General features: G+C 71.2%; 13 protein-coding genes and 1 pseudogene. 5 read left to right on the top strand and 9 right to left on the bottom strand.

Annotated features, from left to right (window positions below):
* Positions 1 to 46: 46 nt before the first annotated feature.
* The 3 genes from AB0937_RS15980 to AB0937_RS15970 form a co-directional block, all read right to left on the bottom strand.
* A complete protein-coding gene (locus AB0937_RS15980) occupies positions 47 to 997 on the bottom strand; it encodes an EamA family transporter (RefSeq protein ID WP_366712235.1) in 951 nt (316 codons plus the stop codon).
* 226 nt (positions 998 to 1,223) lie between these two features.
* A complete protein-coding gene (locus AB0937_RS15975; protein ID WP_366712537.1) occupies positions 1,224 to 2,228 on the bottom strand; it encodes an EamA family transporter in 1,005 nt (334 codons plus the stop codon).
* An 88-nt stretch (positions 2,229 to 2,316) separates the two neighbouring features.
* Positions 2,317 to 2,865 carry a Clp protease N-terminal domain-containing protein gene (locus AB0937_RS15970; RefSeq protein WP_366712233.1) on the bottom strand — a complete coding sequence of 183 codons (549 nt, stop codon included), beginning with the start codon at positions 2,863 to 2,865 and terminating at the stop codon, positions 2,317 to 2,319.
* Positions 2,866 to 3,087: 222 nt separating this feature from the next.
* Between AB0937_RS15970 and AB0937_RS15965 the strand changes: the two genes are divergently transcribed.
* A complete protein-coding gene (locus AB0937_RS15965) occupies positions 3,088 to 3,516 on the top strand; it encodes an SRPBCC family protein (RefSeq protein WP_366712231.1) in 429 nt (142 codons plus the stop codon).
* A gap of 60 nt (positions 3,517 to 3,576) precedes the next feature.
* On the opposite strand, the gene AB0937_RS15960 is transcribed toward AB0937_RS15965, so the two are convergent.
* Complete coding sequence (locus tag AB0937_RS15960; RefSeq protein ID WP_366712229.1) at positions 3,577 to 4,212, bottom strand: PadR family transcriptional regulator; 636 nt, start codon at positions 4,210 to 4,212, stop codon at positions 3,577 to 3,579.
* A gap of 164 nt (positions 4,213 to 4,376) precedes the next feature.
* On the opposite strand from AB0937_RS15960, the gene AB0937_RS15955 reads away from it, so the two are divergent.
* Positions 4,377 to 5,195 carry a PhzF family phenazine biosynthesis protein gene (locus AB0937_RS15955; protein ID WP_366712227.1) on the top strand — a complete coding sequence of 273 codons (819 nt, stop codon included), beginning with the start codon at positions 4,377 to 4,379 and terminating at the stop codon, positions 5,193 to 5,195.
* A gap of 74 nt (positions 5,196 to 5,269) precedes the next feature.
* On the opposite strand, the gene AB0937_RS15950 is transcribed toward AB0937_RS15955, so the two are convergent.
* A complete protein-coding gene (locus tag AB0937_RS15950; protein ID WP_366712225.1) occupies positions 5,270 to 6,070 on the bottom strand; it encodes a type II CAAX endopeptidase family protein in 801 nt (266 codons plus the stop codon).
* A gap of 68 nt (positions 6,071 to 6,138) precedes the next feature.
* On the bottom strand, positions 6,139 to 7,656 hold the full coding sequence (locus tag AB0937_RS15945; protein ID WP_366712223.1) for a glutamate-cysteine ligase family protein: 1,518 nt from the start codon (positions 7,654 to 7,656) through the stop codon (positions 6,139 to 6,141).
* A 545-nt stretch (positions 7,657 to 8,201) separates the two neighbouring features.
* On the opposite strand from AB0937_RS15945, the gene AB0937_RS15940 reads away from it, so the two are divergent.
* From AB0937_RS15940 to AB0937_RS15930, 3 genes and pseudogenes are all read left to right on the top strand, one after another.
* On the top strand, positions 8,202 to 8,786 hold the full coding sequence (locus tag AB0937_RS15940) for a hypothetical protein (protein WP_366712222.1): 585 nt from the start codon (positions 8,202 to 8,204) through the stop codon (positions 8,784 to 8,786).
* A 433-nt stretch (positions 8,787 to 9,219) separates the two neighbouring features.
* Positions 9,220 to 9,423, top strand: a complete 204-nt coding sequence (locus tag AB0937_RS15935; protein WP_366712221.1) for a DUF5999 family protein — start codon at positions 9,220 to 9,222, stop codon at positions 9,421 to 9,423.
* 201 nt (positions 9,424 to 9,624) lie between these two features.
* Positions 9,625 to 10,658: pseudogene (locus AB0937_RS15930) on the top strand (LacI family DNA-binding transcriptional regulator).
* 49 nt (positions 10,659 to 10,707) lie between these two features.
* On the opposite strand, the gene AB0937_RS15925 reads toward AB0937_RS15930, so the two are convergent.
* From AB0937_RS15925 to AB0937_RS15915, 3 genes are all read right to left on the bottom strand, one after another.
* The gene (locus tag AB0937_RS15925; protein ID WP_366712219.1) at positions 10,708 to 11,757 is read right to left on the bottom strand and encodes an endo-1,4-beta-xylanase; all 1,050 of its coding nucleotides are present in this window, start codon (positions 11,755 to 11,757) and stop codon (positions 10,708 to 10,710) included.
* Positions 11,758 to 11,812: 55 nt separating this feature from the next.
* Positions 11,813 to 12,577 (bottom strand): carbohydrate ABC transporter permease, encoded by a 765-nt coding sequence (locus AB0937_RS15920; protein WP_234849794.1) that lies wholly within the window; start codon positions 12,575 to 12,577, stop codon positions 11,813 to 11,815.
* A gap of 74 nt (positions 12,578 to 12,651) precedes the next feature.
* The gene (locus tag AB0937_RS15915; protein WP_366712218.1) at positions 12,652 to 13,650 is read right to left on the bottom strand and encodes a sugar ABC transporter permease; all 999 of its coding nucleotides are present in this window, start codon (positions 13,648 to 13,650) and stop codon (positions 12,652 to 12,654) included.
* Positions 13,651 to 13,656: the final 6 nt, after the last annotated feature.

Raw genomic sequence — 13,656 nt, 5'->3', positions numbered from 1 at the left:
GGCAGCGGGGCCCCGCCCGCAGCAGGCCCGGGGAGCCGGGCCCGCCTCACACGGCCGTCACCGGTTCCTCCGCGCGCCGGGCTCCCCGGGCCTCCCCCACCGCGAGGCCGGTCACCGAGCCCAGCATCAGCAGGGTCCCGGCCAGCGTCGCCGCCGTGAGGTGCTCGCCGAGCAGGACGACGGCGAGCACCGCCGCACTCACCGGTTCGAGCAGCATGATCACCGAAACGGTGGCGGACCGTACGACGGCCGCGCCCGCGAAGTAGAGGCCGTAGGCGAGGGCCGTGGGGACGGCGGCCACGTAGCCGAGCAGGAGGGCGAGCCGGCCGGGCTCCTCGGTGTGCGGCAGCAGCCCTTCCGCCAGGGCGAACGGCAACAGGCACAGGCTCGTCACGGCGAAGGCGCCCTCGGTCGTCCTGGGGGCGTCGCCCTCGCCGTCGCGGCCCCACCGGCGGATGAGCAGCGTCATGCTGCAGTATCCGGCCGCGGACAGCAGCGCGAGCAGTACCCCCACGGGGCGTACGGTCGTGCCCCCGCCGCCGAGGGCGAGAACCGCGAGCCCGGCGAGGGCACCCAGGACGGCCACGGCGCCGCCCCGCCCCAGCCGCTCGGCCAGGGTCAGCCGGGCCCCGAGCGCGATGAGGACGGGCCCGGCGCCCAGCGTGACGACGGTGGCCACGGCGAGACCGGTGGCGGAGACGGCGGCGAAGTACGCCGTCTGGAAGACCGCGAGCCCGAGCCCGGTGACGGCGGCTCGCAGCGCCCGGCGGCGGAGCGGCTCCGTGGCGGGCCCCCGGGTCCGCGACCGCAGCGGGCGGACGGCGAGCAGCAGGCCGAGACCGGCGGCGCAGCGCCAGAAGGAGAGGGCGACGGGCCCCATGTCACTGGCCCGGTAGACCAGCGAGGCGGCTGCGCCCGCGGTGCCCCAGGCGACACCCGCGACGATCAGATAGAGCAGGCCTCGCCCGGTGGGCAGGCCGGAGGCAGTGTTCGACACGTGTTCTCTCCGCAGACGCGCACGACGCGCCGCACGCGACGAGCGGCGGCCGGTGCGCGGAAGTTCGGGAAGGGTCCCGGATCAGTCGGGACGCGGGACCCGTGGACTTCGTCTGCGGGCAGCACCGTTCTGCGCGGCGGCGCATCGCCGGGCGCGGTTTCCGGAGGGCCCGCCTCAGGCGGCCGGAGGCGGAAGAACGAGTGCGTTCGAAGGCATGATCGGCACCTTAGGCGCTGGTCCCGCGCCGGGACAATTCCCTTTCGGGACCGCCGCTCGCCACCGGCTGCGCGGACCCCTTCGAGGGCGTCGAGGACTGCGCGATGAACGCGCCCACCAGCACGATCGCCCCGCCGGCGATCTGCGGCGCCGAAAGGTGCTCGCCGAGCAGGACCCAGGCCAGGACGGTGGCGATGACCGCCTCGAGACAGGCCACGACCCCGGCGACCTGCGGGGAGAGCCGGCGCACGGAGACCACGCCCGTGACATAGGCGACGACCGTGGCGACCAGGACGATCCATGCCAGCAGCACGACGGCGGCGACGGGCCTGCCGTTCATGCTCGCGGTGCCCGCCAGCACCGGCCAGTCCATCGTCCAGGGCCGGGCCACGACGGTCAGCACGGCGGCGCCGACGAGCAGCCCGTAGGCAATGACACCCAGCGGGTCGGGTGCCTCGTCCCCGGCATCGCTGCCCTGGTCGGACAGGACGAAGTAGCCGACCTGGCAGCAGGCCGCGCCGAGCGCGAGCAGCAGCCCCAGCGCGTCGAACCCGAGGCCGGACCACACCTCCACGACACAGGCGAGTCCGCCGACCGCCAGCACGACACCGACGGCTGCGGCCCGCGTCACGGGCCGCTTCTGCACGAACCGCACCCAGCCCAGCACCAGCGCGGGTGCCAGGTACTCGATGAGCAGTGCCACCCCGACGGGGATCCGGGAGAGCGCCGCGAAGTAGCAGGCCTGGACACCCGCGACGGCCAGCAGCCCGAACCCGGCGAGCAGCCCGGGGCGCCTGCGCAGCAGCGCGCGGTGCCGCACGGCGAGCGGCAGCATGACCAGGGCGGCCCCGGCCACCCGCAGCCACACCACGTGCAGCGGATCCAGACCCGCCTCGATGAGCGGCTTCGCCGCGACGCCGGATCCACCGAAGGCCACCGCGGACAGGAGGGCGAGTCCGAGCCCCACGCCCCTGCCGCGCCCGCTCACGCTGCTGTCAGAGGTACGCACCGGCACATGATGACAGGCCACGACAGGAGCGTCACCCCTTATGGCACCTGTCTCACCGCCTGGACGGGTGGACGGCCCCCGGGAGTGCGGACGCTCAGTGGGTGGCTTCGCCGCACTCCCGTGTCGTGCCCGGAGCGCTCTCGAGCCGGGCGAGCACCTGGCGCGGGTCGATTCCGGCCCGGTGGAGCACCTCGACCGCACGTGCCTGCGGGTCGACGACGATCGCCGCGAGCAGGTCCGTACCCCGGGCCGGTCCGCCACGCCCGGCGGCACGCTCGCAGGCGTCCTCCATGCAGGCGGCGGCGAGCGGGGAGAATCCCGCCGCCTCGGTCACCTCGGGGACGGCACCGGAATCCTCGACCCGGCTCTGCCAGCCCAGGCCGTACCCGATGCTGCGCTGGACCAGATATCCGAGCAGCCGCGCGATCTGCGGTCCCTCGGCGACGACGGCGCGTGCCTCGGGGTCGGATTCCAGCAGCGAGTGGAGAAGGTGGGCGGTGTCGATCTGCCGGTCCCCGTCCCGGACGGCCCGGCGGCGGGCGCCGCCGACCACCGACACCAGCTCGTCACTGAGCCTGGCATCGTTGTCCACGCGCTGGATGCCGTGCTCATGGGCCGACTGCCGGGGGATGCGGGGTTGCACAACCCCTACCCCATCAGTCCCGAGCGGCCGGGGCATCCTCGGGAGGGAGCATCTTCGCGTCCCACGGGAAGTGGAGCCGACGCTCCGGCCTCCTCCTTGCGGAGGAGACCGGAGGGTCCAGAGAGCGGCCCCACCTTCGACTGACGGTTCGTCAGTATTGAACATTGCGGCCGTCACGACTACCTTCCGCGACACCCAGCCCGCGTACGGAGAGGTGATCGCATGGCCGAGGTCAGCGCGGAGGCCCGCATCGGAGCGCCGGCCGAGAAGGTATGGGCGCGGCTCACCGACTGGTCCGCCTACGGCGAGTGGAACGCGACCCACACGAGCTTCCCGGCGGGCGGCCCGGAGCCCCTGGTGGTGGGCGCGACGTTCCAGGAGAACATGCGGCTCATGAACTTCCCGGCCGAGGTGGCCTGGACCGTCGAGGAACTGGAACCGGCACACGTGCTCGCCATCCGCGGCAAGGGCCCGATGGCGGTGACCGTCGCGACGCGCTACACCCTCACACCCGACGGTGACGCCACGACGGTCCGCATCGACGGCGAGTTCACGGGTGCGACGGTGTCCCTGATGGCGGGCAGGCTCAAGGACTCGGCCACGGCGGCCCTGCACGAGTCACTGCGCAAGCTGAACGGGCTGGTGACCTGACACCCGGCACACCGAAGCGCCCCCGGATCACTCCGGGGGCGCCTTTTCGTCCGGGACGGTTCAGTCCTCGTCGGCGAGGATCAGATACAGCTTCTTGCGAGCCTCGTTGATGACCCCGAGAGCCTTCTCCCGCTGCTCCTTGCTGCCGGTCTTCCAGACCTGCCCGAAGGCCTCCATCAGGCCGAAGCCGGCCTGGCGGATCTCACCCAGGGCTTCCCAGTCGACCCCTCGGGAGGCCTCCTCCCAGGGAGCCTCGGGCCCCTCGTCGGCGGCGGTACGGCCCGCTCCCGTGAGTGAGAAGAGCTTCTTGCCGCCCTCCGACTCACTGATGATCAGGCCCTCGTCCTCCAGCAGCTGCAGGGTGGGGTAGACCGAGCCGGGACTGGGCTTCCACGCCCCGCCACTGCGCTCGGCGATCTCCTGGATCATCTCGTAGCCGTGCATCGGCCGGTCCTTGAGCAGGGCCAGGATCGAGGCCCGCACGTCACCGCGCCGTGCCCTTCCCCTCGGCCCCCCGCGCCCTCGTCCGCCCCAGGGGCCCGGGCCGAAACCCGGACCGCCGGGTCCGCCCCAGCCGGGGCCGCCCGGGCCACCCGGCCCGAAGGGACCGAAGGCCGCACGCAGCCCTTCGAAACCGCCCCGGCCGCGGTGCGGGCCGCCGTGTCCATGTCCACGCTCGAATCCGTGGGTACGCATCGCAACCACTCTCCATTCCATCATTGATCTGTCGCGATACCTCAACGATATATCGGTAACAGTCGTAGGACAAGAAGCTCCCCGGGATTCCGGCGGGCAGAACCGGGCCAGCGGCTGCGAATTGGCCTTGGCCTGCCGCTTCGTGGGCGTCCTAACGTCAGGGCATGCGGATCCGAATCGTCGACGCCTTCACCGATCGCCCCTTCTCCGGAAACCCGGCCGGGGTCCTGCTCCTGCCCGGCGCGGACGCCTTCCCGGACGACGGCTGGCTGCAGAACGTGGCCCTGGAGGTCAACCACGCCGAGACGGCCTTCGCCCACCCGCTGCCCGAAGGCGCGGAGGCGGACTGGGCGCTGCGCTGGTTCACCCCCGCCGCCGAGGTCGCGATGTGCGGCCACGCGACCCTCGCCACCGCTCACGTCCTGCACACGACCGGCGCCCACGAGGGGCCGGTGCGGTTCGCCACCCGCAGCGGCGTCCTCGTCGCCACGCCCGCGGCGGACGGCTCGGTCACGATGGACTTCCCGACGGCCCCGCTCACCCGGGTCGGCCCGCCCGCGGGCCTCGCCGAGGCACTGGGCACGGAACCGCTCACGGTCCTCGACACCGGCCCGAACGTCGGCGACCTGCTCGTCGAGGTGTCCGACGAGAAGACGGTGCACGGCCTCGGTCCCGACCTCAAGGCCCTCGCCGCCCACTCCGAGCGCGGCGTCATCGCCACGGCCCGCGCCGAGGACCCCGCCCGGGGCTACGACTTCGTCTCGCGCTGCTTCTTCCCGAACGTGGGCATCGACGAGGACCCGGTGACCGGCAGCGCCCACACCGCGCTCACCCCGTTCTGGTCCGAGCGCCTGGGCCGCCCCGATCTCACCGGCCTCCAGGCCTCACGCCGGTCCGGCCGCGTCCGCACCGAGCTGCGCGATGACCGCACGCTGCTGACCGGCACGGCCGTCACCGTCATCGAGGGCGACCTGCTGTCCTGAGAGGAGTGCCGAGCTGAGACGAGACAAAGAAAGGGGGCATACGACGGTGTCGTACGCCCCTCCCGCTCACTGCCTCACGCCGTCGGCAGCCAGCCCACCTTGCCCGCCAGCAGCGCGTACCCGACGAACGCGCCGATGTCGAGCAGCGAGTGAGCCACCACGAGCGGACCGACGCGCCCCCAGCGGCGGTAGAGGTAGACGAAGACGACGCCCATGACCATGTTCCCGACGAAGCCGCCGATGCCCTGGTACAGGTGGTACGACCCGCGCAGAACGGAACTGCCGGCCAGCGCCGCCGTCGGCGTCCAGCCCAGCTGGCCCATGCGGCGCAGCAGGTAGCCGACGACGATCACTTCCTCCAGTACGGCGTTCTGGATCGCCGAGAGGATCAGCACCGGGTACTTCCACCACACCGCCGGCAGCGCCTCGGGAACCACGGTGAGGTTGAAGCCGAGGCCGCGGGCCACCAGGTAGAAGGCGATACCGGTACTGCCGATGACCGCGGCGATCGCCGCCCCGCGGCCGAGGTCGGGCCAGGGGCGGGTGCGGTCGAAGCCGATCGTGCGCAGACTCACGCCTTCGCGGAGCAGGAAATGCGCCACGAGGGCGACGGGAACCAGCGCCGTGGTGATCCCGAAGAGCTGCCAGGCAAGGTCCAGCCAGGGCCGGCCGGGCGCGGCCGAGGCGTTCATCGTAGCCGCCTGGTCCTTGAGCCCGCCCGGCTTGGTGACCGATCCTATGAAGCTGATCAGCGCGGACAGTGCGCTCGCGCCCAGCGACAGCGCGAGGACCAGCAGCGTCTCCGTGCGGAGCATCCGCCGTGAGAGTCCCTGCTGGGGAATGGAATCGCCCACCGGGCTCGCCTCCGCCTGCACACCCGCCTCCACTTCACCGACCTGTCGGATCAGTATGGCGGCAGCGCGACGGCACCCCGGCGGCGGTGTCAGCCCAGCGACACCGGCTCAGGCAGTCCCACCGGCCAGCTGTGCACCGGCTCTCCCTTGTGCATCAGCTCGCGGTAACGCCGGGTCGTCGCGGCCAGCGCGTCCTCCCGGGAGAGGCCCGCATCCAGGGCCTTGTGGAAGGTGGCGGCCTGCCAGCTCGCCCCGTTCACCCGGCGCCGGCAGCGTTCCTCGATCACGCCCAGGTACAGGTCGCGGTCGGCGGGTTCGACGCCCCAGGCGGCGAGTCCGGCCTCGGCGAGCGGCAGGAGTTCGTCGCGGACGAGGCTCACCGCGTCGACTTCGGTGGTGCCGCTGTACCGGCCGCGCCGGGGCCAGGTGAAGCGGGCGTCGATGCCGTCCTTGCACGCGGCGTCGAAGTTGGCGGCGGCCGACTCGAAGGGCAACCGGGACCACACCGGCCGGGACTCCTCGGCGAGCGCCCGGACGACGCCGTAGAAGAAGGCCGCGTTGGCGACGACGTCGAGGACCGTGGGGCCGGCCGGCAGGACACGGTTCTCCACCCGCAGGTGCGGGACGCCGTCGGCGATGCCGTACACCGGGCGGTTCCAGCGGTAGATCGTGCCGTTGTGCAGGACGAGTTCGGCGAGGGAGGGCGTGCCGCCCTGGTCGAGGACCTTCAGCGGGTCCTCGTCGTCGCAGATCGGCAGCAGGGCCGGGTAGTAGCGCAGGTTCTCCTCGAAGAGGTCGTACGCCGAGGTGATCCAGCGCTCCCCGAACCAGGTCCGCGGCCGGACGCCCTGAGCCTGGAGCTCGGGCGGGCGGGTGTCGGTGGACTGCTGGAACAGCGGGGGCCGCGACTCGCGCCACAGTTCGCGCCCGAAGAGGAAGGGCGAATTGGCTCCGACGGCGATCTGCGCGGCGGCGACCGCCTGGGCCGCGTTCCACACGTCGGCGAAGCGGGCCGGGGTGACCTGGAGGTGCAGTTGCACGGAGGTGCAGGCGGCCTCGGGCGCGATGGACTTCGAGGTGCAGCTCAGGTGCTCCACGCCGTCGATGTCGAGGGTGAACTCCTCGCCCCGCGCAGCCACGATCTGATCGTTGAGGAGGGTGTAGCGGTCGACGTCGGAGAGGTTCGACGACACCAGGTCGTCGCGGTCGAGAGTCGGCAGAATACCGATCATCACAATGCCGGCGTCGACCTCGCCCGCTTTTCGGTCGGCATATGCCAGTGACGTACGGAGTTCCTCCGCGAGCCGGTCGAATACCCGGCCCCCAAGGCGGTGTGGAGGGATGTTGACTTCCAGGTTGAACATGGCGAGTTCTGTTTGGAAATCGCGGCTCGCGATGCGCTCGAGGACTTGCCCGTTCAACATTTTCGGCATGCCATCGGCGCCCGCGAGATTCAATTCGATCTCCAGCCCCATGAGGTTCTTGGGCCGGTCGAACCGCTGCTCCGCCAGGAGTCGCTCCAAGCCCGTCAGACACTGGCGCAGCTTGTCGCGGTAGCGCTGGCGATCGGACAGGTCGAACCGGCCTGCCACGACCTTCTCCCCCATCGAAGCGTCCCTTCTCGGTGATGCGGGCCGGGATCCGGCTGCCTGGGTCCCGGTCAGGTGGAGGATGCCCAGCGAAAGCGATCGATAACGTCCCGGGACAACCCGGCGCCCGCTACGCTGGCCACATGTGACCGGTGGCACATTCACTCGGCATGACGCACAGGACAGGTTTCGGGCCCGGGGAACTCGTGAAAAACGCCGACGAGAATGGGCCGACCGGTTCGCGGGCATTCACCGAGGTCACCGTCGTGCACCCCCGCCTGGAATCGGGATAATTCTCACGTATCGCCGACCGAATGTACCCTTGTTCTACTCACCGGAAACGGCTAGACGAAACACAGTCTGAACCCATGTCGTATAAACTCCGCGAACAAGGCAGAAGGTTGGCGCCCACGGTCGATGGGTCCTGCCGTCGAGGCGACGCGGACCCCACCCCCCTCGCGTTTCTCCTGACCCGGCCCCTGCCTCTCTGACCCTCGTGAGCTGACAGCGCCGTCCGCCCCCGCCCTCGCGCCACCGTGCCTTTGAATGAGAGGCGACCCACCATGCCGCTGCATGTCCCCCCGGCTCCCGCGCCCGCACTCCGTTCCGTCCTCACCGCACTCTCCTCTCCCACCGCGGTCCGCGAAGCCCGAACTCCCTCCCTGCTCGGCACCCAGGGACCCGCCACACCCGAACTCCCCCTGCCCGTCCACGTCCTCGACCACGTGACGGCGGAGGGCGTGTCCGCGACCCGGCTGGCCGGGTGGCGCTTCCTGATCCGCTGCGGCGATCGCGCCGTGGCCGCGGCGGAGACCATGCTCACTCCCGACGGCTGGGCCTTCTCCCACTTCTTCGAGGGCCCGTACATCACCTCCACCGAACGCGCCCTGCGCCAGGCCGAGGCGATGCCCCAGCCGTACCAGCCCCGACTGCTGTCGGTGCCCGGCCTGTACATGCTGACGCTCTGGCTGCACGAGGACTGCACCGCGGACGGCACCGAGGGCCATCCCGCCGCCACCGACCTGCTCGTCCCGCTGGCGCCGGCACCTCCCGGCATCGCGGCCCACCGCCCGCACCGCGTCGCCGAACTCCTTCCGGTCCTGACCCACCGCGCGGCCCCCGTCAGACTCCTCGGGTCTCCCGCCTGACGCACCGCACACATCCGCAGACCCCGTCGCCGAATTCCGGCGGCGGGGTCTCGCATGTGCACCCGGCCATCGGCCAACCGCTCGCACGATCGCTTTATCGCTCAGACGATCGCTCTTACGAGCATCCAATTGCTCGTAAGAGCCGGAATGGTCGTCGCCCCGAGCGGACTAGCCCTATCCGGCCACTGCGAACCACCCAAAGGGACAGCCCAGTTGGGATGAACCGTCCGCGCGGGTGACGCGTCATGAACCTGTGAGAAGCGGTGCCGCGAAATCCCTGCGGATTGACGCCCGTGGGGCAACACTGGGTTCCGACGATTTATCACAACGGGGGGCGGCCGTGAACGACACTTCTAGCCGCGGAACAGACACGACAACCCACTCGAACAACGCAGTCTCATCGTCCGTCTCGACACAGCGAAAGATCCCACCCATGTGCCAGCACCAGACCCAGTGCCCCTCAGCAGACTCCGCCGACCGGGAATCCGCCCGCCTCGTGGCGCACCACCCGGAACAGGGATGGAGCCTGCTGTGCAACGGCGTGGTGCTCTTCGAGGACACCGGCGAACTGCTTCCGGACGGCCGGGCCATCGCCCCCCACCGCCCGGTGGCAGGCCAGGTGATGACGGCCGCCTGAGGCCGCTCGGCGGGGCACCGCCCCGCCGGATGACATGAGGGGCCGGCCGCAGGACACTCTGCGAACCGGCCCCGACGCATGTCCGACGGTCGTCACTGAACGTCACCACCCGCGACATCCCGTCGACGCCCCGCGCGCCTTCCCACGGATGCCCGTTTTCCGGAAGACTCCTGGAAGTCTCGCGGTCACCCGTCGACGGAGGTGGGGCTGGTGGGAGCAGAGGGGGCCGGCGCCGGGGGCAAGGTCACGATCTCGGAGATCGCCCGGCGGGCCGGCGTGTCCGTACCGACCGTGTCCCGGGTCGTCAACGGCCGGTCCGACGTGTCGCCGCAGACCCGGGCCCGGGTCGAGGACCTGCTGCGCCTGCACGGCTACCGCAGGCGTCCCGCCGCCCCGGGCACCCGCCCCGCCCTGCTCGACCTGGTCTTCGACGACCTCGACAGCCCCTGGGCCGTGGAGATCATCCGCGGGGTCGAGGAGGTCGCACACGCCGCCGGGGCCGGCACGGTGGTGTCGGCCGTCCACGGGCGTTGCGGCGACGCCCGCGAGTGGATGCGCAACCTCAGGTCCCGCGCCTCCGACGGCGTGATCCTCGTGACGTCCGCACTGGAACCGACGCTCCACGAGGAACTGCGCATCCTCGGCGTGCCGCTGGTGGTCGTCGATCCGGTGGGCTCCCCGGCCCTCGACGCCCCCATGATCGGCGCCGCGAACTGATCGGGCGGCATGGCGGCCACCGCACATCTGCTGTCCCTGGGCCACCGCCGCATCGGCCTGATCGCCGGACCACCCCGCCTGCTGTGCTCCCGAGCCCGCCTGGACGGATACCGCGCGGCCTGGAAGGCGCCGGCATCCCGCTCGACGCCTCTCTCGTCGTCCCCGGCGACTTCCGCCCCGAGTCCGGTTTCAGCGCCTGCCACACCCTCCTCGACCTGCCCGAGCCGCCGACCGCGCTGTGCGCGGCGAGCGACCGGATGGCCCTCGGCGCGATCGAGGCGCTGCGCCGCCGCGGTCTTCGGGTGCCACAGGACATGAGCGTGGTCGGCTTCGACGACCTGCCGGAGGTCCGCTGGTCGGCGCCGCCCCTGACGACGGTCCGCCAGCCCCTGGCGGACATGGGCCGACTGGCCGTGCGCACGGTGCTCGGCCTGACCCGCGGCGAGCAGCCGGGCTCGCCGCGCCTCGAGCTGGGCACCGAACTGGTGGTACGGGCGAGCACCGCTCCCGCGGCCTGAGGACCGGCGCCCCGCCACCCCCTGTCCGGCGGGGCGCCGCCCGCCCCCGCTACCGCCCCCCGAGCGCCTCGCGCAGCGCGAAGTACGCGGGCTTCGGCCGCAGGTCCTCGTCCCAGGGCAGAGCCGCGCCCTCGCCCGGGAAGAACGCCGGGATCCATGAGTATTTGTCGGTGTAGTCCCAGACGGTGATGCCCACGCACCGGCGGACCGCCAGGCAGGCCTCGGTCAGGTCGGCGTACCACTCGGCCTGCTGGGCCAGCTTCTCCTCGGTCGCCGGCAGCTGCATCCGTATGTCGACCTCGGTGAGGGCGGTGTCGAGGCCGAGCCGGGAGAAGCGGCGGAGGTTGTCCTCCAGCGTGGTGGGATAGCCGTACTGCAACGCCAGGTGGGCCTGGAAGCCGATGCCGTGCAGCGGAACGCCCGCCGCCTTCAGTTCCCCGGCAAGCCGGTGGTAGGCGTCACTCTTCGGTCCGATGCCCTCGATGTTGTAGTCGTTGAGGTACAGCCTGACGCGCGGATCGGCCTGGTGCGCCCAGCGCAGCGCGTCGGCGATGTAGCCGGGCCCCAGCGTCTTGTAGAAGACCGACTCCCGGTACGTACCGTCCTCGTTGAACGCCTCGTTGACGACGTCCCAGGCGAACACCTTGCCCCGGTAGTGCCGCACCTCCGTCTGGATGTGCTTCTTCAGCACGGCCCTCAGCTCGGGGGCCGTCCACTCCCTGCTCGTGATCCACTCCGGCAGCTGGCTGTGCCAGACCAGGGTGTGGCCGCGTACCTTCTGCCGGTTGGCACGGGCCAGGTCCACGATCTCGTCGCCCGCGGAGAAGTCGAACACCCCCTGCTGTGGCTCGGTCGCGTACCACTTCATGCCGTTGCCGGGCGTGATCTGGTCGAACTCGCTGCCGAGCAGGGCCTTGTACGGCCCGTCCACGAGCTCGGGGTTGTCGGTGGCGCTGCCGAAGTAGCGGCCGTGCCGCTGGGCGAGGTCGGCGAGGGTGGGCTGCTGGTGATGCGCATGGGCGGGCGTGCCGGCGCCGATGCCGGCCGCGACCAGGAGCGCGGCGACGGCGCCGGCGAGTCTGAGACGGGTGGTGCGCATGGTTCGACTCCTCACGACAGGTGGGTGGGTAGAGCCGTACGTTTCGCGGCGCGTGTCAGCCCTTGGTGGCGCCGGCGGTGAGGCCGCCCACGAGCTGGCGCTCGGCGACCGAGTAGAAGGCGAGGGCGGGGAGCATGGCCAGCACCAGATAGGCGAAGACCTTGGCGTACTCCGCGGAGTACTGCCCCTGGAACTGCTGGACGCCGATCGGCAGGGTCCACCACTGCGCGTCGGTGAACACCAGCAGCGGCAGGAAGAAGTTGTTCCAGCTGGTGACGACGGCCAGTACGGAGACGGTCCCGAGCGCGGGCCGGGCCATGGGCAGCAGCACCCGCCAGAAGAAGCCGAACGGGCTGCACCCGTCGAGCGTGGCAGCCTCCTCCAGCTCGCCGGGGATCTGCCGGAAGAAGCCCCGCAGGATGATGATCGTCATCGGCAGTCCGAAGGCGGCCTGCGGGAGGATCACGCCGAGCGGGTTGTCCAGCAGGTCCAGCGAGCGCAGCAGCAGGAACAGGGGCAGGGCCGCCACCGCGAAGGGGAACATCAGCCCCATGGTGAACAGCGTGAACAGCGCTTCCCGGCCGCGGAAGGCGAACCGCGCGAAGGAGAAGGCCGACAGCGCGGAGACGGCGACGACCAGGACGGTCGTGCCGATCGCGATCAGCGTGCTGTTGCCGATCAACCGCCAGAAGTCGCCCGAGCCGAGGATCCCGGTGTAGTTGGAGGTCACCCAGGACTCGGGCAGTCCGACCGGGTTGCGGGAGAGCTCGTCGGTGGACTTGAAACCGGAGAGCGCGGCGTAGAGCAGGGGGACGGCCATGACCGCCCCGACGACGACCAGGACGAGGTGCAGGCTCCAGGTCCTGCCCCGTGCACGGGTCTTCTGACTGGCTGTCACTTTCCGTCACCCCGCATGGTCGTGGTGGCCCCTTCCAGGTCGCGCCGGAGGACGAACCGCTGGTAGGCGAGGGCGAAGACGAGGCTGATGCCGAACATGACCACGCTGATCGCGCTGGCGTAGCCGACCTGGTAGCGCTTGAAGCCGTACTGGAACATGGTCACGGCCATGGTCTCGGAGTGGTGGTCGGGACCGCCCGCGGTGGTCACCCACACCAGGTCGAACAGCTGGATCGACCCGATGACCGCGAGGAACACGCTGATGCGCAGGGTGGGCGCGAGCAGCGGCAGCGTGACGTTGCAGAACCGCTGCCAGGCGCTCGCCCCGTCGATGAGCGCCGCCTCGGTCAGTTCCCTCGGGACGGCCTGGAGCCCGGCCAGGTACAGCATCATGTGGAAGCCGAAGTACTTCCAGGTCATGACCAGGAACACGGTCGCCATGACGGTGGAGGGGTCCGCGAACCACTCCCCGCCCAGCCCGTCGAGGCCGACCCCGCCGAGGACCTGGTCGGCGAAGCCGTCGTCCGGGGCGAAGATCATGCCGAAGAGGATCCCGGTGATGGCCTCGGACAGGACGTACGGGGCGAAGAACAGCATCCGGTACACCGCCCGGCCGCGCAGCCGCTGGTTGAGCAGGACGGCCATGGCGAGGGCGAACGGCAGTTGGATCGCGAGCGACAGCACCACCAGGACCAGACAGCGCCACAGGTCGCCGAGGAAGATGTCGTCCTGGAGGAGCCGGGTGAAGTTCTCGCCGCCGATGTAGTCGGAGGGCATGCCGAAGCCGCCCCAGCGGAAGAACGCGGCGTACAGGGCGAACAGCATCGGCAGCAGCACGAGCCCCAGGAACAGCACCAGGGCCGGGAGCTGGAAGCCGGCCGCGGTGAGCCAGTGCAGCGCGCGTCGCCGGGCGCGTCCGGTGGGCCGGGCCGCGGCCGGGGGCGGGGAACCGGCGCCGGCGCCGGTCCGCCGGTCCGGCAGGAACGTGGAGGTCATCGCCGG

It is taken from the genome of Streptomyces sp. NPDC047880 (assembly GCF_040706515.1).
Classification (GTDB): Bacteria; Actinomycetota; Actinomycetes; order Streptomycetales; family Streptomycetaceae; genus Streptomyces.
Note: the sequence above shows the minus strand (reverse complement) of the source record. Positions and strands in the feature narration are given on the sequence as shown.

Excerpts from the sequence above, each read along its gene's own strand:
- AB0937_RS15945 (WP_366712223.1), bottom strand. The coding sequence starts at position 7,656 with ATGGGGGAGAAGGTCGTGGCAGGCCGGTTCGACCTGTCCGATCGCCAG.
- AB0937_RS15955 (WP_366712227.1), top strand. The coding sequence starts at position 4,377 with ATGCGGATCCGAATCGTCGACGCCTTCACCGATCGCCCCTTCTCCGGA.
- AB0937_RS15935 (WP_366712221.1), top strand. The coding sequence starts at position 9,220 with ATGTGCCAGCACCAGACCCAGTGCCCCTCAGCAGACTCCGCCGACCGG.
- AB0937_RS15965 (WP_366712231.1), top strand. The coding sequence starts at position 3,088 with ATGGCCGAGGTCAGCGCGGAGGCCCGCATCGGAGCGCCGGCCGAGAAG.
- AB0937_RS15920 (WP_234849794.1), bottom strand. The coding sequence starts at position 12,577 with ATGGCCGTCCCCCTGCTCTACGCCGCGCTCTCCGGTTTCAAGTCCACC.
- AB0937_RS15915 (WP_366712218.1), bottom strand. The coding sequence starts at position 13,650 with ATGACCTCCACGTTCCTGCCGGACCGGCGGACCGGCGCCGGCGCCGGT.
- AB0937_RS15940 (WP_366712222.1), top strand. The coding sequence starts at position 8,202 with ATGCCGCTGCATGTCCCCCCGGCTCCCGCGCCCGCACTCCGTTCCGTC.
- AB0937_RS15925 (WP_366712219.1), bottom strand. The coding sequence starts at position 11,757 with ATGCGCACCACCCGTCTCAGACTCGCCGGCGCCGTCGCCGCGCTCCTG.
- AB0937_RS15960 (WP_366712229.1), bottom strand. The coding sequence starts at position 4,212 with ATGCGTACCCACGGATTCGAGCGTGGACATGGACACGGCGGCCCGCAC.